The organism is Stenotrophomonas maltophilia group sp. P373, assembly GCF_053295075.1.
In genome coordinates this window covers 1,125,939-1,150,820 of record NZ_CM129994.1, presented here as the reverse complement: position 1 = coordinate 1,150,820, position 24,882 = coordinate 1,125,939, and the positions used below count along the sequence as shown (strand labels likewise).

Sequence of the window (24,882 nt, the reverse complement as noted above, 5' to 3'; positions counted from 1 at the left end):
GAGCGCTACAGCTCGCGCACCCAGATGTTGCGGTAGCTGACCTTGGAGTCATGTTCCTGCAGATACAGCGGCGCGCACCCATGCGGTGCGTACGAAGGCGCACCGATGTATTCGGTCCTGCCCGCCAGCACGGTGTCGTCCTGCACGAGCACGCCGTTGTGCAGCACGGTGATCCGTGCGGGCGACGTCAGGCCGCCGCCCGGCGAGAAGCGCGGGGCCTTCCAGATGATGTCGTAGACCTGCCACTGGCCCGGTGCGCGCGAGGCGTTCACCCGTGGCATGGCCTGCTTGTAGATGGAACCCGCCTGGCCATTGGCATAGGTCGGGTTGTGGTAACTGTCGAGCACCTGCAGTTCATACAGTTCCTGCAGGAAGATCCCGCTGTTGCCCCGGTTCTGGCCGTCGAAGCCCTTCGTTTCGGTGGGCGTGCGCCACTCGACATGCAGCTGGACATCGCAGAAGCGTTGCCGGGTGCGGATGCCCTTGCTGCCCGGAACGACAGTCAAGGCGCCATCGGCCACCTTCCAGGGCACGCGGCCACCCTGCTCCGCCTCCCACGCGGAGACATCCTTGCCATCGAACAGCACGATCGCATCGGACGGTGCCTTGCCAGGTGGCGTTGCCACGGTCGCGGGCACAGGACTCCACACTTCGGTCTTCTTCGGGTCACGCACAGCGTCGGCATTATCCTGTGCGAACGCAGATGCAGCGGCCAGCAGGCCGGCGGTGATCAACGCAGGGCGGATCATCAGGTTGGTGTCCATCAGCTGGTCCCCCAGGCAGGTGTGCCGGGGACATAGGCGAGGTCACCGTCGTAGCGCCCCGGCACGGCGACGTACTGCAGCACCCCGGTCGCACCGACCTTGGAGGTGAAGAAGCCGAAGATGGCCAGCTGCTTGATCATCGTGAAGTAATGCGGCATGGCTTCGCCCTCTTCGGGCGTTCCGGTCTCGGTCACGTCTGCATTGCGCGCCTTGGCTTCGGCATCCAGTGTACGCAGCAACCCGGTGCGCGCCTCCGGCGTGAGCGACACGAAGCGGCCACCGGCGCGCTTGTCGATGTCCGCCAGCCCGGCGCGGAACACCGCCTGCTGCCTGGCGGTGTAGCAGTCGCTGACGAACGTCGCCATGAACGCACCGGCGCCCGCGTCCTTCGCCCCGGGTGTCCGGGTCCGCGGCAGGATGGTTTCGGCAATCTCGTCCAGCGTGCCGATTTCGGCATCGGAGAACGCGGCCATCATCCCGGCCGCTGGTGCTTTGCCATGCACCAGCGCTGGCAGGCCAACCATCGCCGCACCGGTGGCGGCGACGATCATCTTCAGCAGTTCGCGGCGATCCATCACAGGTTCCCCGCTTTCAGTTCGCGTACCGCGTGGTCGGCCGCGCGCGCGGTCAGCGCCATGTAGGTCAGCGACGGATTCACGCAGGCGCTGGAGGTCATGCAGGCACCGTCGGTGACGTACACATTGGGCGCATCCCACACCTGGTTGTGCGCGTTCAATACCGAGCTCTTCCGGTCCCGTCCCATACGCGCAGTCCCCATCTCATGGATGCCCTTGCCCGGAGCGTAGTCGTTGTCGTGCATCTTCACGTCCTTGACCCCGGCCGCCTCCAGCATCTCGGCGGCATCGGCGGCCATGTCCTTGCGCATCGCCAGTTCGTTGGCGCGCATGGACACGTCCATCGCCAGCACCGGCAGCCCCCACTTGTCCTTACGGTCGCGGTCCAGGCGGATCGTGTTGTCGTGGTGCGGCAGCATCTCACCGAACCCGGTCATGCCGATGCGCCAGTCACCCGGCACGGTCAGCGCTTCCTTCAGGTCGGCACCGATGTTCAGCTCGGCGATCTCGCGCGACCAGCCGGTGCGGCTGGCACCGCCCTGGTAGCCGAATCCGCGCAGGTAGCCACGCTTGTCGGCGGCGACATTGCGGAACCGCGGAATGTAGAAGCCGCACGGACGGCGGCCGAAGTAGTACTTGTCTTCGTAGCCCTCGACCCGGCCCGAGGCACCCGCACCGAAATGATGGTCCATCACGTTGTGCCCCAGCTCGCCCGACGAAGAGCCCAGCCCGCCGTCCCAGACGTCGGTCGCCGAATTCATCAGCAGCCAGGTCGAGTTGAAGGACGATGCGTTGAGGAAGATGACCTTGGCCGTGTACTGGTAGGTCTGCCCGGTTTCGGCGTCGATCACCTCCACGCCACGCGCGCGCTTGCGATCCTTGTCGTAGAGCACTTCCTTGACGATCGAGAACGGCCGCAGGGTCAGGTTGCCGGTCTTCATCGCCGCCGGCAGCGTCGCCGACTGGGTGGAGAAGTAGGCTCCGAAGGGGCAGCCCAGGATGCACTTGTTGCGATACTGGCAGTTTACGCGCCCCTGCTCGGGCATCGGCTGGGTGATGTTGGCAGTGCGCGAGTGGATCATGTGCCGGGTGCCGCCAAAGGCCTTCTTGATCCGCGCGGCCACGTCCTTCTCGACGATGTTCAACGGGATCGGCGGCAGGAACTCACCATCCGGCAGCACGTCCAGTCCCTCGCGCGTGCCGGCGATGCCGGCGAACTTTTCCACATGGTCGTACCACGGCGCGATGTCGGCATAGCGGATCGGCCAATCGATGGCGATGCCCTCCTTGAGGTTCGCCTCGAAGTCCAGGTCGGAGAAGCGATAGCTCTGCCGGCCCCACAACAATGAGCGGCCACCGACGTGGTAGCCACGGAACCAGTCGAAACGCTTGGTTTCGATGTAGGGTGAGTCCTGCTCGTTGGCCCACATTCCTTCCAGGTTCTCGGCGAGGCCGTAGTCGCGCATCAGCACCGGAAAAGCGACCTTCATCGCCTGCGTCGGACGGTTGCGATGCGGGAAGTCCCACGCTTCCTTCATCGCATTGACGTAGTCCTTGACGTGCTCGATGTTGCGTCCTCGTTCCAGCATCAGGACCTTCAGGCCCTTCTCGGTCAGCTCTTTTGCCGCCCAACCGCCACTGATTCCCGAGCCAACAACAATGGCGTCGTAGTGATTATCTGCCATGGGTCTCTCACCTGGGTGGATATCGTTTCAGACGTCGCAGAGGCGGATCGCCTCGCGCAATGAAGCAACGGCATCGGGCGCGGCAGGCATGAACTCCTGCGCCAGATACCCCTTGAAACCGGTATCGCGGATCGCGCGGCAGATGGCCGGATAGTTGAGCTCCTGCTGGTCTCCGATCTCGTTCCGGCCGGGCACGCCTGCGGTGTGGTAATGCTTGAAGCAGGCGTGGTGCTTGCCGATGGTGGCGATGATGTCGCCCTCCATGATCTGCATGTGGTAGATGTCGTAGAGCAGGCCGAAATTGTCCGAGCCGAGCCGCTGGCACAGCTCCACACCCCAGGCCGAGTGGTCGCACAGGTAGTCGCGGTGATCGACCTTGGAGTTGAGCAGCTCCATCACCAGCACCACACCGCGCTTCTCGGCATGCCCGAGGATGCGCTTGAGGCCAGCCTCGGCATTGGCCATGCCGTCATGCGGGTCCATACCGTTGCGGTTGCCGGAGAAGCAGATGAGATTCCGGTAACCGGCATCGGCCACCAGATCGATGTGCCGCGTGTAGCGCTCTACCAGCTGGTCGTGGAACTCACGGCCGGCAAAGCCCTTGGTAAGGCCCAGCTCCGCGCCGTTGCACATCGAGCTGTAGACGCCATGGGCCTTCAGCGTGGGCCAGTCTTCGGGGCCGACCAGGTCGATCGCGGCAAAGCCGATGTCCTTCACCGTTGCGCAGAGCTGGGCAACTGACAGCTGCGGGAAGGTCCAGCGGGCCACGGCGTGCTTCAGGTTGCCCTTCAGCGGTGCAGTGGCGGCGAATGCGGGCAACGCCCCCGCGGTCGTCACGGCCCCCAGGCCAATGCTGCCGGCAACTGCGAGGCGCAGCGCATCGCGCCGCGTGAGCCCCGTCGCCGGGGCCGGTCTGATCGAATGGATGGACATCCATCTGCCGGCCTCCCAACCGGTATCAAACGCAACGATTCACAGCAATGCAATCGATTGCACCATAGGGGAGGAAATTGCATGCTTGCAAGTTGCGGTGCACGAAAATTCAATGCTGCGGGGCACAACTCCGCAGGAATCGCGGACAAAGAAAAGCCCCGCATGAGCGGGGCTTTCTTTTCTGCTGCGCGCAAGCGGTCGATCAGAACGGAATATCGTCGTCAGCGAAGTCGTCCATCGGCGGCGCCTGCTGCGGCTGCGGACGCTGGTTGCCACCCTGGTTGCCGTAGCCGCCGCCCTGGTTGCCGCCCTGGTTGCCATAGCCACCGCCCTGGCCACCACGCTGGCCGCCGCCACCGCCGCCGTACTCCTGGCGCGGCGCCTGCTGGCGCTGCGGACGATCGCCGCCGTAGTTGCCGCCACCACCGCCGCCGCCTTCACCGCGGCCGCCCAGCATCTGCATTTCATCGGCGATGATATCGGTGGAGTACTTCTCCACGCCGTCCTGGCCGGTGTACTTGTCGTAACGCAGGCTGCCTTCGACGTAGACCGAGCTGCCCTTGCGCAGGTACTCGCCGGCGATCTCGCCGAGCTTGCCGAAGAACACCACGCGGTGCCATTCGGTGCGCTCCTGCTGGTTGCCATCCTTGTCCTTGCGGACGCTGGTGGTGGCCAGGCTGATGCGGGTGATCGCCATGCCGCCCTGGGTGTACTTCACGTCCGGGTCGTTGCCAAGATTGCCGACCAGGATGACTTTGTTGATGCCGCGCGCCATAGGTACCTTCGTCCGTTGTCCAGGGGCAGACCGCCAGTGATAGCACAGCCCCGGGCGGGGTGCAGTACGCTGGGCCGCCCCTGGTGAAATTTTGGGGAATGCGAGAACGACGCATCTTACCATTGCCGCCGCCGTCCGCCCGGTCAGGAGACCCCGACCGCACCGAAGGACCAGGCTGATTTCCTTGTCCGGCAATGACTTACCTGCGCCCCGACCGACGTCCAGAGAGGCATTCGCGTCTGCGCATGGCATCATGCCCGGGCACCTTCCACCTGCCCGCTCCGCCCGCCCATGACGATCAAAGGCAAAGCCACCTCCCTGGACATCGCCCACCTGGCCGGGGTCTCCCAGCCGACCGTGTCGCGGGCCCTGCGTGGCAGCCCGATGGTCAACGCCGAGACCCGCGAGCGCATCCTGCGCATCGCCCGCGAGCTGAATTACAAGGTCGACAAGAACGCCTCCAGTCTGCGCCTGCGCAATGCCGGCACGCTGGCCCTGCTGTTCTTCGAGGATCCGACCAACGACGATTCGCTGATCAACCCGTTCTTCCATTCGATGCTGGGCTCGATCACCCGCGCCTGCGCCCTGCACGGGCAGGACCTGCTGGTGTCGTTCCAGCAGCTGTCCACCGACTGGCAGGCCGATTACGAAGACAGCAACAAGGCCGACGGCATCATCCTGCTCGGCTACGGCGACTACCACGAATCGCGCGACCGCCTGCAGCGGCTGGTCGAACAGGGCACGCACTTCGTGCGCTGGGGCGCCGCCCTGCCTGGCCAGCCCGGTGTCTCGATCGGCAGCGACAACTTCCAGGGCGGGCATGACATCACCACCCATCTGCTGCTGCAGGGCTGCCGCCGCATCGCCTTCCTCGGCCATGCCTCCAGCCATTACCCCGAATTCCAGGAGCGCTACCGCGGCCATGTCGCGGCGCTGCAGGACCACGGCCTGGCCGCCGAACCGGCGCTGCAGCACGATGCGATCACCACCGAGGCCTCCGGCCAGGAGGCCTGCCAGGCCCTGCTGGCGCGCGGCGAGCCGATCGATGCGATCTGCGCGGCCAGCGACCTGATCGCCATCGGTGCGATGCGCGCCCTGCGCGAGGCCGGGCTGCGGGTACCGCAGGACGTGGCGGTGACCGGCTTCGACGACATCCCGCTGGCCGCTTCGGTATCCCCGGCGCTGACCACCGTGCAGCAGGACACCAAGCAGGCCGGGCAGCTGCTGGTGGAACGCCTGCTGGCGCTGATCGGGCGGCAGCCGGTGGACAGCCAGAGCATCCCGGTGAAGCTGGTCGTGCGCGAATCATCCCTGCGCGGGTAGGCGCCGCTGGGCCGGCGCTCCGGCCAACGCACGATGGCGGGGTTCTCCCCCCATGACCAACGGCGGATGCGCACGGACGCGGTTGCGCGGATAACGCGCAGACATTGCCCATGGAAAGGTGTACGTCGCATGCTGAAGATCGATTCGCTTTCCAAGACGTACGCCAACGGCGTGCATGCCCTCAACAACGTCACCCTGGACATCCCGCGCGGCATGTTCGGCCTGCTCGGCCCGAACGGCGCTGGCAAGTCGTCGCTGATGCGCACGCTGTCCACCCTGCAGGAGGCCGACAGCGGCACGGCGACGCTCAGCATTCCGGGCGAGGCGCCGATCGACGTACTGCGCGACAAGGATGCGGTGCGCCGCCGGCTGGGCTACCTGCCGCAGGATTTCGGCGTGTACCCGAAAGTCAGCGCGCTGGACCTGCTGGAACATTTCGCGGTGCTCAAGGGCCTGACCCAGCGCGCCCAGCGTCGCGAGGTGGTCGATGGACTGCTGCAGCAGGTGAACCTCTGGGACGCGCGCAAGCGCAAGCTGGGCACCTACTCCGGCGGCATGCGCCAGCGCTTCGGCATCGCTCAGGCGCTGTTGGGTGACCCACGCTTGGTAATCGTCGACGAACCCACCGCCGGCCTCGATCCGGAGGAACGCAACCGCTTCCTCAACCTGCTGGCGGCGATTGGCGAGAACGTGGCGGTGATCCTGTCCACCCACATCGTCGAGGACGTGACCGACCTGTGCCCGACGATGGCGATCATGAACAAGGGCCAGGTGCTGCTGACCGGGCGACCGGCCGATGCCATCGATGCCCTGCAGCAGCAGGTCTGGCGCAAGCAGGTCGATCCTTCGGAACTGGCCGACCATGAAGCACGCTACGTGGTGCTCTCGACCCGCCTGGTCGGGGGCCGCCCAGTGATCCACGTGCACAGCGCCAACGACCCCGGCGATGGCTTCGCGGCCGTGGCTCCCGACCTTGAGGATGTGTACTTCCAGCGCCTGCGCCTGCAGGCCCGTGCCCGCGCGGCAGCCTGAGCGGAGCACACCATGATCCTCGATTTCTTCCGTTTCGAGCTGCGCGAGCAGCTGCGCTCCCCGCTGCTGTGGCTGCTGGCCGGGCTGTTCGCCCTGCTCGCCTTCGCCGCCGCCTCCAGCGATGCGGTGCAGATCGGTGGCGGTAGCGGCAACGTGCACAGCAACGCGCCCACCGTGATCGCGCAGATGCTGGGCATCTTCACCCTGCTCGGCATGCTGGTCACTGCACTGTTCGTCAGCAATGCGCTGCTGCGTGACTTCGAACTGGGCACCGCCGAACTGATCTTCGCCAGCCCGGTGAAACGCCGCGACTACCTGGCGGGGCGCATCGCCGCTGCCCTCGCCGCCGGGCTGCTGGTTTACGTGGTGATCGCGTTCGGGCTGTGGCTGGCACCGTTCATGCCGTGGGTCGATCCCGAGCGCATGGGCCCGATCAGCTGGCAGGGCTATGCGTGGACGTTCGCGGTCATCGTCATTCCGAACCTGTTGTTCACCACCGCGCTGCTGTCACTGCTGGCGGCACTGACCCGTTCGATCCTGTGGGTCTACATCGGCCTGGTGGCCTACCTGGTGCTGTACGGTGCCAGCGCGGCCCTGCTGCGTGACATCGACAATACGTGGATCGCGGTGCTGAGCGAACCGCTGGGCATGCGCGCCCTCGGCCGCACGATCCGCTACTGGTCCACCGCCGAACGCAACAACGGGATTCCCGAGCTGGCCGGTTACCTGCTGGCCAACCGTGCTCTGTGGTTGGGTGTGGCTGCCGCGCTGTTCGCCGCCACCTTCGCGCTGTTCCGTACCGAACGCAGCGGCAGTGGTCGTCGGCGCTGGGGCCGCAGGCAGGCGCAACCGGTTGCCGATGCCGCCAGTGTCCGCCCCACCCGCGCAGCACTGCCGCGCGTGGTGCCGGCGTTCACCGCCACCACGGCGTGGCGGCAGTTCCTGCGCCAGGTGCGCTTCGATACACGCGGCGTGCTGCGCAGCGTACCGTTCATCGTGCTGCTGGTGCTGGGCCTGGCCAACTTCCTGCCCAGCGCGCTGTTCCGGCAGACCCTGTACGGCACCTCGATCTGGCCGGTCACCTCGCAGATGATCATGGCCCTGCAGGGCGCCTTCAGCTGGCTGCTGGTGATCATCGTGCTGTTCTTCGCCGGTGAACTGGTCTGGAAGGAACGCAGCGCGCGTATCAACGAAGTGACCGATGCCATGCCGGTGCCGAACTGGGTGCCACTGCTGGCCAAGTTCACTGCGCTGCTGGCGGTGATCGTCTTCTTCCAGGCCGCCGGTGCGCTGGCCGCGATGGGCGTGCAGCTGGCCAAGGGCTACACCAATCTGGAGCCGCTGCTGTACCTGCGCAGCCTGGCGCTGGATTCGGTGGTCTACATCCTGATGGGGGGCCTGGCGCTGGTGCTGCAGGTACTCACCAACAACAAGTTCGTCGGTTACGCGCTGCTGATCGTGGTGATGATCGGCCAGGGCGTGCTCGGCCTGCTCGACTACACGCAGCACCTGTACAACTTCGGCAGCTGGCCCAACGCGCCCTATTCGGACATGAACGGCTACGGCCACTTCCTGCCGGGGCAGCTGGCCTTCCAGGGCTACTGGGCGCTGTTCCTGCTGACGCTGATGTGTCTGGCGTCAGCCTTCTGGGTACGCGGTATCAGCCAGGGGCTGCGCCAGCGCCTGGCGCTGGCTGGCCGTCGCCTGCGCGGCCCTACCGGCGCCTTTGCGGCGCTGGCAGCAGTGGCGTTCGTCGGCGTGGGCGGCTGGCTGTACTGGAGCACCAACATCCGCAACGAGTTCATCCCGCCCGACCAGCAGCTGGACCTGCAGGCCCGCTACGAGCGCGAGCTGTCGAAGTACCGTAACCTGCCACAGCCACGCATTGTCGCCGTGGACAACCGCGTGGACCTGTTCCCGGAATCGCAGTCGATGGTGATCGACGCGAACTGGACCATCCGCAACCTGCACGCGCAGCCCATCCAGGACCTGCATGTCTCAATGGGCGACGACAAGCAGCTGCTGGCCGCCGACCTCGGCGGGCAGAAGTTGACCTTCCACGACAAGGATCTCGGCTACCGCATCTACCGGCTGGACAGGCCGCTTCAACCGGGCGAAACCCGCAGCGTGCATTTCCGGGTGGTGCAGAAGCCCAACGGCATCACCGCCGGCCAGGCACCAAGTAACATCGCCGACAACGGCACCTTCTTCAACAGCCGCGTACTGCCGTCGTTCGGCTACAACGAGGGCGCGGAGATCACCGACCGCAACGAGCGGCGCAAGCGCGACCTGGGTGAGCCGCGGCGCATGCCCAAGCTGGAAGACGAAGCCGCGCGGGCCAACACCTACATCTCCAACGATGCCGACTGGCTCGACTTCCGCACCACGATCTGCACGGCACCAGACCAGGTGGCGCTGGCCCCGGGCTATCTGCAGCATGAGAGCACGGTCAATGGCCGGCGCTGCTTCAGCTATGCCATGGACCGGCCGATGCTGAACTTCTACGCCTATCTGTCGGCGCGCTGGGAGGTGCGCAAGGCGAAGTACAAGGACATCCCGATCGAGGTCTACTTCGACCCGGCGCACGGCTACAACGTGGACCGGATGATCGAGGCGGTGCAGAAATCACTGGCCTACTACGAGGCGAACTTCACGCCGTACCAGCACCGCCAGGTACGCATCATCGAGTTCCCGGGCTATGCCCGCTTCGCGCAGTCGTTCGCCAACACCATCCCCTACTCCGAGGCCATCGGTTTCATCGCTGACCTGCGTGACCCGGACAAGGTGGACTACGTGTTCTACGTGACCGCGCACGAGATCGCACACCAGTGGTGGGCGCACCAGGTGATTGGTGCCAACGTGCAGGGCGCAACGGTGCTGTCCGAATCGTTGTCGCAGTACTCGGCGCTGATGGTGATGGAGCAGGAGTACGGCCGCCAGCATATGCGCCAGTTCCTCAAGCGCGAGCTGGACGGTTACCTGTCCGGCCGCGGCGGCGAGGCCATCGAGGAACAGCCGCTGGAGCGCGTGGAGAACCAGCAGTACATCCACTACCAGAAGGGTTCGCTGGTGTTCTATCGGCTGCGCGAGGAAATCGGCGAGCAGGCCCTGAACCGGGCTTTGAAGCGCTTCCTGCAGGACAAGGGCTACCAGCAGCCGCCGTACACCACCTCACGCGAGCTGCTGGGCTACATCCGCGCCGAGACCCCGGCTGACCGCCAGCAGCTGGTCACCGATCTGTTCGAGAAGATCAGCTTCTACGACAACCGGGTGATGGCCGCCAGCGCCCGCAAGCGCGATGACGGGCGCTACGACGTGACCCTGGACCTGCACGCCGCCAAGCAGTACGCCGATGGCAAGGGCAAGGAGAGCGACGCGAAGATGGATGACTGGGTCGAGATCGGCGTGTTCGCCAACGGCCCGTCGGGCAAGGAGCGCGACCAGAAGGTGCTGTACCTGCAGCGCCACCACATCACCAGCGCCGCGCCGAAGATCACGGTGACGGTGGACGAGAAGCCGGATGAAGCGGGCTTCGATCCCTACAACAAGCTGATCGACCGGGTGAGCGATGACAACCGGCGCAAGGTGACGATGTGAGGGAGGGGGCGCCGGCCTGTGCGCCGGCGCTCCACGCAACGCGTGCGGGCTTGGCTCGGCCTTGCTGTGGTGCCGAGCCCTGCTCGGCACCTTGTCCAGGACAGCCGGCGAAGGTTCAGCGCACCGGGGACTTCGGCCCCAGCAACGCCAACAGCACATAGACCACGATCGAGGCGACCGTACCTAGCGCTGCCGGTACCCCGAACGCCCAGCCCGAGCGCCCCTGCTGGCGCGCCCACTGGGCCAGATGCCAAGCCGCGCCCAGGTTGATCAGCCAGGCGATGACAAACACCGGCCACTGCACCATGCCTACCGCGCGCAGCAGGGGCATGGCCACCAGCGCCGCAACGATGGCCACGATCAGGAAGATCAGGGCCGAGCGGGAATGGCGTACCGTGGATGCGCTCATGCGGCCAACCTGCGCACCATCACCAGCACGCGATAGCTGCGGTTGTCGGCTTCCTGCACCGGCTTCCAGCCCAGCCGCGCATACAGACCACCATCCAGGGCCTCGGTCTGCAGGTACAGGTCGGAAACGCCCATCCGCGCGGCCTGTGCCGCAGCCTGTTCGACCAGACCACTGGCCAATCCGCGGCCGCGATGGCTGTCGGCCACGAATACGCTGCCCAACCAGTACTCGTACTGTGGAAAGGCCTGCATCTCGCGGCGCTTGAGCTGGACTGCACCGACCACCTGCCCATCTTCGAAAGCGGCGATCAGGTGCGGGAAACCTTCAGCATCCTGCGGCGGGTCGAGCCGTTGCAGTTCCTGTTCCAGCGTCAGGCCGGCGTCCCGGCCCCATTGCGCGTGGTACCACTGCGCCAATTGCTGTCGTTCCGCTGCGTCTGCAGGCAATACCCTGAACTCCATGACCAGGCCTCGATCCCGATGTCGCCCAAGGGGATCACGGACGGCGTTCGAAGGGAAGCCTTCTGTAGCGTCGAGCCTTGCACGACTGAGCGGGCATTGCGCGAACGGCAGCCGAGCATGGGCTCGGCTGTACAGGACAATCAGCCCTGGGCGAAGTCCTTCAGGATCTCGCCGATGCCGCTGGGCGAGATCTCGAAGCCCAGCGGGGTGCCCGGATTGATCACCACGCCGTAGCCACCCGGCACGCGGCGCAGCACGTCCAGCATCAGCCAGCGGATCTGGTGTTCGGCCTGCTGGCTGTAGATGCCCACCCGCGATGGATCGGTGAACACGGCCACGTGCAGCGTGCCCTGCTTGTCGAACAGCAGCGGGTCGAAACCGCTGCCATCGGGGGTCACCAGGCTGCCGGTCTGCAGCACCACCTCGGAGGCGACGAAGGCTTCCATGAAGGCGCGGATCGGCACCGCCCCGTCCATCGCCGCCTTCAGCAGGGTTTCGATCGGGGTCTGCGGGACGAGGTCGGTCATGGCGGTACGGCAGGGCGTGAGGGGTGCCTATTGTGCCGGATGTGGTCCCCCCGGTAGTGCCGGCCGCTGGCCGGCACCTGAAGGGACCATGGATTCATGAGTTGCCGGCCAGCGACCGGCACTACCGCCCCAGGCGCTGGTCCCGCGCCTTCTGGTCGGCCATCGCCTTGTCCAGTTCGGCCTGCAGTGCCGGCTGCTGCACGGTGGCGTCCAGCACATAGACCTTTACCCCATGCGCCGGCACGTCAGTCTTCAGCTGCTGCTCGACCTTCACCGTGCCGCCATCCAGCGCATCACGCCACGTGCCAGCCTGCAGGTAGCGGTCCACCTCGAAGGTGCGCGCCGCATCACCCTTGTTCAGCAGCACCAGCGCGGTCTGCGTCACGTCACCGTGCTGCAGCACGCGGAAGAACACGGCCTCATCGCCCTGCAGCCGCTCGTTCACCTGCAAGCCACGCTGCAGTGCCGGGGTCGCTTCACGCAGTTTGGCGATACGCTGCAGCGGCGCGAAGATCGGGCTCTGCGGCGCAGCGTCCACACGCGGCTGGCCGAAGTAGGCACGGTTGCCTGCGTGCTCGGCGCGGCCACGCATGAAGCCGGTCTCCGAGCCGTAATAGACCACCGGAATGCCGCGCGCGGTGAACAGCCAGTTGTGCGCGTCGATGAAGCCATTGTCGCTGGCCTGCAGGCGCGGCATGTCGTGGTTGTCGTAGAAGCTCATCAGCTCGTACGGATTGGCATACGGGCCACCGCTCAGGTGCAGCGGCTCGGCCAGCGTCTCAAAGCCCTTGCCGGCGGTGCCGAAGGTCTGCTCCAGAGCACCGCGCAACGGGAAGTCGAGCACGCTGACATTGGCGTTGGCCGGCCAGGTGTGCTCGGCAATGGTCGCCGCGTTGTAGTCGAAGGCTTCGCCGAACATGAACATGCCCGGGTGCTCGGCGCGGATGCGCTTGACGAATTCATGCCACCACGGGTGCGGCAGCCAGCCGATGGTATCGATGCGCAGCGCGTCCACGCCCTGCGCGGTCCACTGCAGGTAAGCGCCGACCAGATAGTCCATCACCGCCGGATTGTCCTGGTTGAAGTCGGACAGTTCGGCGAGGTTGCCGTCGAAGATCGAGCCGTCCTTGCTGTCGACCGGGCCGATGTTGTTGTAGAACGCGTGCAGCGGGTTGTGCTTCGGGTCCAGCTTCTGCGGTGGCAGGTTCTGGTGGTCGGCAATCAGCGTTCCGTCCTTGTCGAAGATCTGGCCGAACTGCGGTTGCCGTATCGGCATGGTCCAGGCCGGCGAACCGTGGTTGCCGACGATGTCCAGCACCACCTTCAAGCCGGCACCGTGCAGGCCCTTGGTCAGTCCGGCGAAGTCCAGGTCCCTGCTGGGCAGGTGCTCATCGAGTCTGTAGAAGTTGATGCCCCAGTAGCCGTGGTAGCCGGTCTTGCCGCGGTCGGTCAGCGTGCTGGTACAACTGATCGGCTTGCTGCCGGTAAAGGCCTCGTCCGGGTTGTCGACGATGGGCGTGATCCACACCGCGCCGAAGCCCAGATTGCGGATGTACTCCGCGTTGTCGAGTACGCCACGGAAATCACCGCCGAGATAGCCGATGTTGCCGTCCACCTTGTCCGGGCATGGCACCGGGATGTCGAAGGTGCGGTGCGCGCCACCCTGGTCGCGATGGTCATTGGATGGATCACCGTTGACGAAGCGGTCGGTGACCACGAAATACACCGCATCGCTGGCGAACGGTTCGGTGGTGCCGACGTAGTCCGGGCGCGGCGTGGCCACGGCCTGGCCGGCGAACAGGGCAAGGGAAACGGCAACAGCCAGGACACCACGCATCACACCACCTCCGGACGGGACGGAACCCGCAGCACGCACAGGCCGGCGATGAACAGGCTGCAGCCGCCCAGCACCAGCACATGCATCGGCTGGCCACCCAGCCATGCGCGCAGGGCAAAGCCGAGCGCACTGGCCGCGACCAGCTGCGGGATCACGATGAAGAAATTGAAGATGCCCATGTACACGCCCATCTTCGACGCAGGCACGCTGTCGGACAGCAGTGCATACGGCAACGACAGGATTGATGCCCAGGCAAAGCCCACACCCACCATCGACAGCAGCAGCCAGTGCGGGTCGCGGATGAACATCAGCGAGACCAGGCCGGCAGCGCCCAGCCACAGGTTGACCAGGTGGCTCCAGCGCAGGCCGATCGCACGCACCATCGGCGGAATCAGCACCGCCGCCAGCGCAGCGAAGCCGTTGTAGGCGCCAAACAGCACGCCCACCCAGTTGGCACCTTCGTTGTAGGCCACCGACTGTGGATCGGTCGAACCGAAGTGGGTACCGGCCACCGCAGCAGTGGTGTAGATCCACATGGCGAAAAGCGCGAACCATGAGAAGAACTGCACCCACGCCAGGCGGCGCATGGTCACCGGCATCGCGCGCAGGTCGCCGACGATGGCGGCCAGCATATGCGTGGCCGGCAACGCGCGCGCGGCCGCCAGCAGCAGGCCATAGCCGGCGCACAGGCCTGCCAGCACGTACAGCATCCTGTCGCCTTGCCGCCAGGTGATCAGCAGCGCCAACAGCACACCCAGCCCTAGCCACAGGGCCACCCGCGTCCATGGCGCCGGGCCGTTGATCACCGCTCCCGCATGATGCGCCGGCGGCTCGGCATCATCGAAGGCAGCCAGTTCTGCTGGTGAATATTCGCGGGTGCTGACCACCGTCCAGGTGATCGCCGCCAGCAGCACCGCCGCGCCGAAGTAGAACGCATAGCGCACGGTGTCCGGCACCTCACCGGCGGCGGCCGTATTGGCAACGCCGAAGTGGGCCAGGATGAACGGCAGGAAGCTGGCGACGATGGCGCCCACACCGATGAAGAAGCTCTGCATCGCATAGCCGGCCGGACGCTGGCGTGGCGCCAGCTGGTCGCCGACGAAGGCTCGGAACGGCTCCATCGATACGTTGATCGAGGCATCGAGCACCCACAGCGTGCCGGCCGCGATCCACAGCGTCGGTGAATTCGGCATCACCAGCAGGGCCAGCGTGGTCAGCACCGCACCGATCATGAAGAACGGACGGCGCCGCCCCCAGCGCGTCCAGGTGCGATCGGACAGGTAACCGATCACCGGCTGCACCAGCAGGCCGGTCAGCGGCGCGGCGATCCACAGCCCCGGTACCGCGTCGATGTCCGCGCCCAGCGTCTCGAAAATGCGGCTGGCGTTGGCATTCTGCAGGGCGAAGCCGAACTGGATGCCGAGAAAACCGAAACACATGTTCCAGATCTGCCAGAACGACAGCTGGGGTTTGGCGGGGCGATTCATCGTGCGTCCTCTACAGCCACGGGCGCCACCGTCAGCGCCTGCACCTGCGCCTGGTTGAGCACGCCGTCGCGCCCGCCCTTGCCCCCGGTGTAGTGCGCGAAATGCTGCAGTGTGCTCATGTTGAAGCCCTCTTCAAGCGTGACCGTGCATCGGCCCTTCGGCACCGGGAACGTCGCCGAGGTCGAGTCCTGCACGGCCACGCTGTGCGGCAGGGTGACGGCGTGCCGCTGCAACGGCTGGCCAGGGCACTGCAGCGCCAGCTGCTTCACCGCGGCGGTCACGCCCGTGTTGATCGGCCCATTCGCGTTGCTGTACTGCAGGCGCAGGCGCACCTGCCCCGCCTTGGCCGAGGTGAACTGCCAGCGCTCGGCACCCTTCAGTCGCTGCTGCGGACCGACGCAGACCATCGGACTGTGCAGCGATTCCAATGCGCCGTCGCGCCGGGTCAGGCTCAGGCAATGCTGCAGGCCATCGTCACCGATGCGTGCCAGGCCATTGCTGGCGGTGAGCGCGCGACCGTCCTGCCACAGCACCTGGCCGGCAGCGACCTCGATGTTCCAGCCCCTGCCCTTGCGTCGCGCCTGCGGTGCGGCCGGCGTGGCCGGTGCGCGCGCATTGGCGTCGGCCGTCGTCGCCACGCTGCGCGGTGCCGCTGCGGTGGCCACCAGCTGCACGGTGGTGGTGGCACCACGCGTCTTTACCTGGCCCGCCACCAGCAGGCCATCACCCACCTGCTTCGGCCGCTCCAGCACATAGCGCTTGCCATCGGCCTCCAGGGAGATGCGGCGCTGCTTGCCGAACAGTTCGGGGACCAGCGCGGCTGGCAGCTTGGGCTGCACGCGGCCGTCAGCCTGTACGCCGAATACGCCTTCGAGCACCATCGACAGATACCCGGCCACCGACCACAGCTGGCGCTCCGAATTGACCACCGGCCCGCTGAGCGCGCCTTCATCGACATGCACGGCCTGGCTGACCAGCTCGTAATTCTCCATGTTGGAACCGGCCAGCGCGGCACCCTGCATCAGCGAGCGGATCTCGGCGGCGATGCGCGGCGCATCGTCCAGCTGCCGCGCCGCACGCAGCGAGTAGGCACTGACGAACGGCCAGATCGCCCGGTTGTGATAGATCGGCTGTTGTGCTTCCTGCGGCCAGACCACCGGGCTGCCAGCCGGGCCCATCGGATACGCCGCCAGCGCACGCCGCGCGCGCTCGGGCGGCAGCACCTCGGCAAGGATGCCCAGCGACAGGCCCAGCAGATCGACCTTGGCGTACGGCACCGGGTGCGCCGCTTCGCCGATGTAGCTCATGTACTGGCCGATATCCTCGCGCCAGAAGCGCGCATCGATCTGCTGCGCCAATGCGTCGGCCCAGGCCTTGTAATCGGCCGCGCGGGCATCGCCGTGCTGCCCGGCCAGGCGTTCGGCCAGGCGCAGTGCCTGATAGTGCAGCACGTTGGTGGACAGTGCATAGGAATCACCGATAAAGCGCACGTCCTCGCGGGTCCAGTCCGGATAGGTCTGCTCGCGCCAGTCCAGGAACGAAGTCTCGCCACGGTACAGGCCCATCTGCGCGTCGAACACCATCGCGCGGTCCTGCGCCAGCGTGCCCTGCAGCGCCTGCCAGACCTGGTCGGCAAATGCGCGATCCTCCAGAAGCTGGCGAGCCGCCAGGAACCACACCACGCGGTCGCTGCTGATCGGCCAGCTGCCACCGGAACCGGTGTCCTGCGCCACAAACAGGCCGGGCGTGTGCCCGTCGCGCGCCGCCGACAGTTTGAACTGCAGCGACTGCCGGGTGCGCTTCGGGTCCAGGCGTGCGAGCGCCAGATCGGCGGCAAAGCTGACATCGCGCGTCCACACATAGGGCCAGCGCGCGCCGGTCTGGAAGCACTCGCACGGCACCGGTCGGCCTTCGTCGAACGCGGGATCGCGAATCGCGTCCACGCGGTCCTGGTCCATCTCCTGCTGGGCCAGCGCGAACAGGGCATCGAACATCACGCTGCCGGTCTGGCTGCGCATCGGCATCGGCGCGATACGCACATCGCCCTTCGGCGCATGCAGCACGAAGCTGCCGTTGGCAGCGGCTTCGGCGCGCGCATGGCGGCCGTCGAATTGCAGGTCGGCCGCCTGCGCGGTCGTCCCCAGCGCTGCCCCCAGGGCAGCGGTCAGGCAAATGATCTTCAGCATCGAAGCGGCGGACCGGCTCGCGCCCGTCGGCCTCCCTCCCTCTCTGCACGCGTTGTAGGTCCGCACCGTCGTTGCCGGCGGGCGGGCGCGGCCCCTCCCTCAAGGTGCCCTGGCCCCATGGTAGACGCGGGGCTGTCGGCTGCGTCCAGTTGCATACGTATTCATGGCATCGCGCGGTAGCGCACCCGCCGCGCTGGCTTATGGTCCGGGTCTGCCAACGGCGCCTTGGGAGGGGAATTGCCGATGTCACCCACTGCTGTACGCGCGGTGTTCGCGCACATGCTGGGCCTGGCCCTGATCGGCTGGGCCACGCTGGTACAGGCCGCGCCCCAGGTGGCCAGCGTCGAATCGCCGGGCAAGATGTTGAAGGTCAGCCTGGTGCTGGACGGCGGCACGGCCCGCTACCGGGTCGAGCGCCTGGGCGACACTGTTGTGGAGGATTCGAAGCTCGGCTTCACCCTGCGCGACGGTCGTCTGGACCGCGATTTCACCCTGCTGGGCCAGCAGCGGCGCAGCGTCGATGACACCTGGGAGCAGCCGTGGGGCGAGCGCCGGCTCACCCGCAACCATTTCAACGAGCTGACCGTCCAGCTGGCCGAAACCACCGGCAGCAAGCGCCGGCTGGATGTAGTGTTCCGCGTCTACGACGATGGCCTCGGCTTCCGCTACATATTCCCCGAGCAGCCGAATCTGCGCGAGGCGATCATCGATGACGAGCTGACCGAGTTCGCCATCGCACAGGACTCCACCGCCTGGTGGATCCCCGCCGGCGAGCCGATCCACTACGAGTACCTGTACCAGCGCACCCCGCTGCGCGAAGTACCGCTGGTGCATACGCCGATGACCCTGCGCAGCCGCGATGGCCTGCATGTGGCCATTCACGAGGCCGCGCTGGTGGACTACGCCGGCATGTGGCTGCGCCGCAGCGAGGGGCAGCGCCTGCGCGCGCAGCTGTCGCCCTCGGCCGAAGGCTGGAAGGTGCGCCGCACCCTGCCCTTCGCCACGCCGTGGCGCACGCTGCAGATCGCCGACCGTGCCGGTGGCCTGGTCGAATCGGACCTGATCCTCAACCTCAACGAACCCAATGCGCTGGGCGATGTGAGCTGGGTGAAACCGGCCAAATACCTGGGCGTGTGGTGGTCGATGCACCTGGACAACGAGAGCTGGGCGACCGGGCCGAAGCACGCCGCCACCACCGCCAAGACGAAGAAGGTGATCGATTTCGCCGCTGCACACGGCTTCCGCGGCGTGCTGGTGGAAGGCTGGAATCCGGGCTGGGACGGCAACTGGGTCGGCAATGGCTACGACTTCGATTTCACCCGTGCCACGCCCGATTTCGACATCGAAGCGCTGTCGGCGTATGGCCTGAACAAGGGCGTGCACCTGATCGGTCACCACGAAACCGGCTGCGCCATCGAACATTACGAGGCCCAGCTGGGCGCCGCGCTGGACCTCTACGCACGACTGGGCGTGGACCAGTTCAAGACCGGCTACGTCTGCGACGACGGCCAGGTCGACCGCCGCAATCCCACGGGGGGCCCACTGTGGCGCGAGTGGCATGACGGGCAGTTCATGGCCCGCCACCATCTGAAGGTGGTGCAGGAAGCGGCGCGCCGCCATCTGTCGGTGAACCCGCATGAGCCGATCAAGGATACCGGCCTGCGCCGCACCTATCCCAACTGGATCTCGCGCGAAGGCGCACGCGGCATGGAGTACAACGCCTGGGGCCAGCCACCGAACCCGCCGGAGCACGAGGTCAACCTGGTGTTCACCCGCATGCTGGCCGGGCCGATGGATTACACCCCCGGCATCCTCAGCCTGAAGGGCCGCCACGGCCAGGCCATCCCCAGTACGTTGGCCCGCCAACTGGCGCTGTACGTGGTGCTGTACAGCCCGATCCAGATGGCCGCCGACCTGCCCGAACACTACCTGCAGCATCGCGAGGCGTTCCGTTTCATCGAGGACGTGGCGGTGGACTGGGAGCAGAGCCGCGTGCTCGATGGCGAAGTGGGTGACTACGTGACGATCGTGCGCCGCGACCGCAACAGCCGCGACTGGTTCCTCGGCAGCATCACCGACGAGCACGGCCGCGTGCTGCCGGTATCGCTGGGCTTCCTGGAGCCTGGCGTGCGCTATCGCGCCGAGATCTACCGCGATGGTGAAGGCGCGGATTTCCGCAGCAATCCATTCGCCTTCGCGCGCGAAACCCGCGAAGTGACCAGCGCCGATGCACTGACGCTGGTGCTGGCACCCGGCGGTGGCCAGGCCATTCGCTTCACGCCGCTGTGAATGCCCGGGTAGTGCCGGCCGCTGGCCGGCAACCCGGCGAACGCGATTGCCTGCCAGCGGCCGGCACTACCGGAAGCACTGCTTGAAAGCGATTACATCCCTGCAGACGCCATTGAATACGTATGCAGGGTGATTCCCGCGAAGAACGCGCTGCCTACCATAGCGGCGACGACAGCGGCCACCGCGTCGCACGTTCACGGCCCCGCCGGAACGCTCACAAATCGATCTGCAACATTGCCTGGGAGGGGAAAATGTTGAACCACAAGCGCAGCGCGCTGAGCATCGCGCTGGCCGTTGTCCTGGCGCCGACGCTGGCGTCGGCACAGTCCACGCAGAGCACCACCACGCCGGCCGGCACCGCCGCCACCAACCTCGATACGGTGCAGGTCACCGGCATCCGCCGCGGCATCGAGAGCGCGATCGCGGTCAAGCAGGACGCCACCTCGGTGGTCGAAGCGATCTCCGCCGAAGACATCGGCAAGCTGCCCGACGTCAGCATCGCCGAGTCCATTTCGCGCCTGCCCGGCCTGGCCGCCCAGCGCGTTGCCGGCCGTGCGCAGGTGATCAGCGTGCGCGGCCTGTCGCCGGACTTCGCCACCACCCTGCTCAATGGCCGCGAAGTGGTCAGCACCGGCGACAACCGTGGCGTCGAGTTCGACCAGTATCCGTCCGAACTGGTCAACGGCGTGACCGTGTACAAGACCCCGGACGCGGCGCTGGTCGGACAGGGCCTGTCGGGCACCATCGACATGCAGACCGCGCGCCCGCTCAGCTTCGGCGAGCGCGTGATCGCGGTCAGTGGCCGCTACCAGAAGAGCTCGCTGGGCCGCGCCGCCAACACCGATCCGTACGGCAACCGCTTCAGCGCCAGCTACATCGACCAGTTCCTGGACAAGACCCTGGGCATCGCCATCGGCTATGCGCACAGCGACATGCCGATCCAGGAGAATCAGGTCGGCCTGTACGAACCGTGGACCACCGAGCACACCGACAAGGGCGACCGTCCGGGCGTGGGTGCCGGCACCTACTTCTCCGATGGCATCAAGGCGCTGCGCCGCACCGGCAACAACAAGCGCGACGGCGTGATGGCCACGATCCAGTTCCGGCCGAACAACAGCTGGACCAGCACCTTCGATGCATTCCACACCGAAGCCGAGCAGATCGACACCGCCAACCAGTTCGAGCTCAACCTGAGCAACTACAACGGCAACTACACCCCGGGCCTGCTGGTCAGCAACCCGCAGGTCAACGCCAATGGTTCGTTCACTGGCGGCACCGCCAGCGGCGTGTACCCGCTGGTACGCGGCATGTACAACAAGCGCAAGGACAAGATCGACGCGTTCGGCTGGAACAACGAGTTCAATTTCAGTGGCGTCAAGCTGGTCGCCGACCTGAACTACTCCAAGGCCACGCGCGACGAGCTGAACCTGGAAAACAACCTGCAGCTGACCCCGATGCCGCAGCTGGATACGGTCGGCGTGTCGATCCGCCAGGACGGCTTCTCGCAGATCAGCCCGGGCCTGAACTACTCCAACCCGGATGCGTTGTTCCTGACCAACACCATCTACGGTTCCGGCTACGGCAAGGTGCCGAAGGTGGAAGACCGCCTGAAGGGTGGCAAGCTGGCCGCCACCATTGCCCTGCCCGATGCCGTCGCATCGTGGGCGCCGGACATCGACATCGGCGTGAACTACGCCGACCGCCGCAAGGTGAAGACCCAGTCCGAAGGCAACATCCTGCTGGGTGCGCAGGGCGACGCCAACATCGCCTCGGACCTGCAGTACCGCCCGGTCAACCTGGGCTTCGCCGGCCTCGGCACCATCCCGGCCTGGAACGTGCCCGCTGCGGTGGGCCGCTACATGACCTTCAACCCGGTCGACAACCTGGACTACCTGATTCCCAAGTCGTGGACGGTACGGGAGAAGATCACCACCGCCTGGGCGCGCCTGAACATCAACGCCGACATCGGCGAAGTCGGCGTGCGCGGCAACATCGGCGTGCAGATGCAGCACACCGACCAGAGTTCGGATTCGCGCTACTGGGACAGCTCGCAGTCGGCCGGCAACAACGTGCAGCCGTACTCGAACGGCCGCACCTACAACGATTGGCTGCCGAGCCTGAACCTGGCCTTCCTGTTCCCGCATCAGCAGACGCTGCGTTTTGCCGCCGCCAAGCAGGTTGCGCGGCCGCGCGTGGACCAGATGCGTGCCGGCCTGGAGTTCGGCGTGGACACCGGCACCGGGCGCCCCGGCGGCAGCGGCGGCAATCCGCTGCTGGACCCGTGGCGTGCCACCGCGCTGGACCTGTCCTACGAGAAGTACTTCGGCGAGAAGGCCTACGTGGCTGCCGCGATCTTCTACAAGGACCTGAAGAGCTACGTCTACACCCAGTCGGTCGACAACTACGACTTCACCGCGCTGCTGGGCAGCTACGTGCCGCCGCCGGGCATGACGGCACCGGTGCTGACCACCGGCACCTTCTCCGCCCCGCAGAACGGCAAGGGCGGCACGCTGAAGGGCCTGGAACTGACCGCATCGTTCCCGCTGGAGATGCTGACCGACAGCCTGCGTGGCTTCGGTGTGCAGGCCAGCGCGACCTTCAACAAGAGCGACATCACCATCCTGGACCCGGAGAGCGCCTCCAGCGTGGGCAGTGATCCGATCAGCCTGCCGGGCCTGTCCAAGCGCGTGTACAACTTCACCGCCTACTACGAGCGCAGCGGCTTCGAAGCACGCGTCAGCCAGCGCCGGCGTTCGGACTTCATCGGCGAGATCGGTAACTTCAACGGCAACCGCAGCCTGCGCTACGTGGTCGGCGAGAACGTGACCGATGCGCAGATCAGCTACACCTTCAGCGACAGCAGTGCCCTGCGTGGCCTGACCCTGCTTCTGCAGGGCAGCAACCTGACCAACGAGCCGTACCGCACCTACGCCGGCAGCAAGGACCGCCCGCTGGAGTACATCGAGTGGGGCCGCACCTATATGCTGGGCGTGAACTACAAGTTCTGATCACGGCCGGGTCGTGCCGGCCGCTGGCTGGCACCCCATGGAATGCCCGCTGCGCAGGTAGCGGGCCTTCTTTTGCGCGGATGCCGGCCGTTGGTCGGCAAGGACCATCCACGCATGGCGTGGATCTACTGAACGAGCGAGGCGACCTTCGCACGGCACGATGTCAACGGGTCGGTAGATCCACGCCATGCGTGGATGCCGTTCTCTGGAACTCCACCCACAAAAAAGGGACGGGGCGCTTCGGCCCCGTCCCCGCAAGTACCGCCACCGGAGAAAACGGTCAGCTGCGTCGGGCGCAATACACCGCGCGCGGCGGCAGCTGGAGTTCGTTGCCCTGCACCGTGCCCGCATCCGGGCCCGGTACCGCCACCTGCTGCCAGTTGCCCGGCGGCAGCGGATGGGTCACTGCCTCGGCCGACAGGTTGAAGGCCAGCAGGAGGGTTTCATCTGCAAGCATACGCTCGAACAGCAGCACTGGCTCGGCGCTTTCAAGGAATCTGATGCTGCCATGCAGAAGCGCCGGCTGGGTATGCCGCCAGGCCAGGAACGCCCGGAACGCCGCCAGCACCGAATGCGGGTCGCGTTCCTGCACGGCCACCGCCGCCGCCCGGTGCTCGGCCGGAATCGGCAGCCAGGGCTGGCCGCTGGTGAAGCCGGCCAGCGGTGTATCGGTCCACGGCAGCGGGGTGCGGCAGCCATCACGGCCCTTGAAGTTCGGCCAGAAGGTGATGCCGTAGGGGTCCTGCAGGGCCTCGAATGGCACCTCGGCCTCGGCCAGGCCGAGCTCCTCGCCCTGGTACAGGCAGACCGAACCGCGCAGCGAGCACAGCATCGCCACCAGCATCCGCGCCAGGCGCGGGTCAGCCGGGTGGCCGCCCCAGCGGCTGACCGCCCGCTCCACGTCGTGATTGGAAACCGCCCAGCACGGCCAGCCTTCGGTCATCGCCGCTTCCAGCCGCGAGACCGTGTCGCGGATGTAGGCCGCGCTGTAGTCATCCACCAGCAGCTCGAAGCTGTAGCCCATGTGCAGGCGGCCTTCGCGGGTGTACTCGGCGGTGGTCGCCAGCGAGTCCTCCGAGGAGATCTCGCCCAGGCTGACCGCGCCCGGATACTGATCCAGCAGCGCGCGCAGGCGCTCCAGGAACGGCAGGTTCTCCGGCTGGGTGTTGTTGTAGTAGTGGTACTGGTAGGCGTACGGGTTGTCCGGGCTGAAGCCGCGCCCCACCCGCTTCTCCGCCGGCTTGGGCGGGTTGTCACGCAGCTGCGCGTCGTGGAAGCAGAAGTTGATCGCATCCAGGCGGAAGCCATCCACGCCGCGATCGAGCCAGAAACGTACATTGTCCAGGGTGGCCTGCTGCACGTCCGGGTGGTGGAAGTTCAGGTCCGGCTGGTCGACCAGGAAGTTGTGCAGGTAGTACTGCTCGCGGCGCGGCTCCCATTGCCAGGCACAGCCGCCGAACAGTGACAGCCAGTTGTTGGGCGGGGTGCCGTCCTCGCGCGGGTCGGCCCAGACGTACCAGTCCGCCTTCGGATTGCTGCGGTCCTGACGGCTCTCGCGGAACCAGGCATGCTCGATCGAGGTATGGCTCAGCACCTGGTCGATCATCACCTTCAGGCCCAGGCCGTGGGCCTTGGCCAGCAGGCGGTCGAAGTCGTCCAGGCTGCCGAACAGCGGGTCGACGTCGCGGTAGTCGGCGATGTCGTAGCCGAAGTCGGCCATGGGGGACTTGAAGAACGGCGAGATCCAGATCGCATCCACGCCCAGCGCGGCAATGTGGTCCAGGCGCTCGATGATGCCCGGCAGGTCGCCCACCCCATCGCCGTTGGCATCGAGGAAACTGCGCGGGTAGATCTGGTAGATGACGGCTCCGCGCCACCATGGATAGTGCGACATCGACAGCCCCCCTCCGGGCATGCGGGACCCGCCGGCAGCGGGCCGAAATCCTGATCCGGCAAGCTTAGCGGTGGCCTCGCGGGCATGGCGCAACCTGCAT

The 24,882-nt window shown here is 66.4% G+C and carries 17 protein-coding genes; 5 read left to right on the top strand and 12 right to left on the bottom strand.

Features of this window, described 5'->3' with window-relative positions; translation table 11 throughout:
* Positions 1 to 5: 5 nt before the first annotated feature.
* The 5 genes from ACSYHF_RS05315 to ACSYHF_RS05295 all read right to left on the bottom strand — a co-directional run bounded on the left by ACSYHF_RS05315 (position 6) and on the right by ACSYHF_RS05295 (position 4,732).
* Positions 6 to 764, bottom strand: coding sequence for a 3-keto-disaccharide hydrolase (locus tag ACSYHF_RS05315; RefSeq protein ID WP_329846261.1), 759 nt, complete (start codon positions 762 to 764; stop codon positions 6 to 8).
* Positions 764 to 1,339 carry a gluconate 2-dehydrogenase subunit 3 family protein gene (locus ACSYHF_RS05310; protein WP_005415638.1) on the bottom strand — a complete coding sequence of 192 codons (576 nt, stop codon included), beginning with the start codon at positions 1,337 to 1,339 and terminating at the stop codon, positions 764 to 766. Before ACSYHF_RS05310 ends, ACSYHF_RS05315 begins: the two co-directional genes overlap by 1 nt.
* The gene (locus tag ACSYHF_RS05305) at positions 1,339 to 3,024 is read right to left on the bottom strand and encodes a GMC oxidoreductase (protein ID WP_447576135.1); all 1,686 of its coding nucleotides are present in this window, start codon (positions 3,022 to 3,024) and stop codon (positions 1,339 to 1,341) included. The genes ACSYHF_RS05310 and ACSYHF_RS05305 overlap by 1 nt, the downstream gene beginning before the upstream one ends.
* Before the next feature lie 27 nt (positions 3,025 to 3,051).
* Positions 3,052 to 3,957, bottom strand: coding sequence for a hydroxypyruvate isomerase family protein (locus tag ACSYHF_RS05300; protein WP_111127844.1), 906 nt, complete (start codon positions 3,955 to 3,957; stop codon positions 3,052 to 3,054).
* 202 nt (positions 3,958 to 4,159) lie between these two features.
* Positions 4,160 to 4,732, bottom strand: coding sequence for a single-stranded DNA-binding protein (locus ACSYHF_RS05295; RefSeq protein WP_043034165.1), 573 nt, complete (start codon positions 4,730 to 4,732; stop codon positions 4,160 to 4,162).
* Positions 4,733 to 5,023: 291 nt separating this feature from the next.
* Here ACSYHF_RS05295 and ACSYHF_RS05290 point away from each other — a divergent pair, with 291 nt between their 5' ends.
* The 3 genes from ACSYHF_RS05290 to ACSYHF_RS05280 all read left to right on the top strand — a co-directional run bounded on the left by ACSYHF_RS05290 (position 5,024) and on the right by ACSYHF_RS05280 (position 10,684).
* Entirely contained in the window at positions 5,024 to 6,055 is a 1,032-nt protein-coding gene (locus tag ACSYHF_RS05290; protein ID WP_053496894.1) for a LacI family DNA-binding transcriptional regulator, read from the top strand.
* Between the two features lie 129 nt (positions 6,056 to 6,184).
* A complete protein-coding gene (locus ACSYHF_RS05285; protein ID WP_005412555.1) occupies positions 6,185 to 7,087 on the top strand; it encodes an ABC transporter ATP-binding protein in 903 nt (300 codons plus the stop codon).
* Positions 7,088 to 7,099: 12 nt separating this feature from the next.
* Entirely contained in the window at positions 7,100 to 10,684 is a 3,585-nt protein-coding gene (locus ACSYHF_RS05280) for an ABC transporter permease/M1 family aminopeptidase (protein WP_447576134.1), read from the top strand.
* A 115-nt stretch (positions 10,685 to 10,799) separates the two neighbouring features.
* On the opposite strand, the gene ACSYHF_RS05275 is transcribed toward ACSYHF_RS05280, so the two are convergent.
* From ACSYHF_RS05275 to ACSYHF_RS05250, 6 genes are all read right to left on the bottom strand, one after another.
* Complete coding sequence (locus tag ACSYHF_RS05275) at positions 10,800 to 11,093, bottom strand: hypothetical protein (RefSeq protein WP_065177907.1); 294 nt, start codon at positions 11,091 to 11,093, stop codon at positions 10,800 to 10,802.
* Positions 11,090 to 11,554, bottom strand: coding sequence for a GNAT family N-acetyltransferase (locus tag ACSYHF_RS05270; protein ID WP_032954000.1), 465 nt, complete (start codon positions 11,552 to 11,554; stop codon positions 11,090 to 11,092). The genes ACSYHF_RS05275 and ACSYHF_RS05270 overlap by 4 nt, the downstream gene beginning before the upstream one ends.
* Before the next feature lie 140 nt (positions 11,555 to 11,694).
* Positions 11,695 to 12,081 (bottom strand): SseB family protein, encoded by a 387-nt coding sequence (locus ACSYHF_RS05265; protein WP_005415624.1) that lies wholly within the window; start codon positions 12,079 to 12,081, stop codon positions 11,695 to 11,697.
* Positions 12,082 to 12,202: 121 nt separating this feature from the next.
* Positions 12,203 to 13,918, bottom strand: a complete 1,716-nt coding sequence (locus tag ACSYHF_RS05260) for an alpha-amylase family glycosyl hydrolase (RefSeq protein WP_111127840.1) — start codon at positions 13,916 to 13,918, stop codon at positions 12,203 to 12,205.
* Positions 13,918 to 15,405, bottom strand: coding sequence for an MFS transporter (locus ACSYHF_RS05255; protein WP_171957778.1), 1,488 nt, complete (start codon positions 15,403 to 15,405; stop codon positions 13,918 to 13,920). Before ACSYHF_RS05255 ends, ACSYHF_RS05260 begins: the two co-directional genes overlap by 1 nt.
* A complete protein-coding gene (locus ACSYHF_RS05250; protein ID WP_111127837.1) occupies positions 15,402 to 17,591 on the bottom strand; it encodes a Six-hairpin glycosidase-like protein in 2,190 nt (729 codons plus the stop codon). Before ACSYHF_RS05250 ends, ACSYHF_RS05255 begins: the two co-directional genes overlap by 4 nt.
* Positions 17,592 to 17,828: 237 nt before the next feature.
* On the opposite strand from ACSYHF_RS05250, the gene ACSYHF_RS05245 reads away from it, so the two are divergent.
* Positions 17,829 to 19,880, top strand: coding sequence for a glycoside hydrolase family 97 protein (locus ACSYHF_RS05245; protein WP_447576133.1), 2,052 nt, complete (start codon positions 17,829 to 17,831; stop codon positions 19,878 to 19,880).
* A 251-nt stretch (positions 19,881 to 20,131) separates the two neighbouring features.
* On the top strand, positions 20,132 to 22,888 hold the full coding sequence (locus ACSYHF_RS05240) for a TonB-dependent receptor (RefSeq protein ID WP_447576132.1): 2,757 nt from the start codon (positions 20,132 to 20,134) through the stop codon (positions 22,886 to 22,888).
* A 280-nt stretch (positions 22,889 to 23,168) separates the two neighbouring features.
* Here the strand turns inward: ACSYHF_RS05240 and ACSYHF_RS05235 are convergent, their stop codons facing one another.
* Positions 23,169 to 24,782, bottom strand: coding sequence for an alpha-glucosidase family protein (locus tag ACSYHF_RS05235; protein ID WP_262221329.1), 1,614 nt, complete (start codon positions 24,780 to 24,782; stop codon positions 23,169 to 23,171).
* Positions 24,783 to 24,882: the final 100 nt, after the last annotated feature.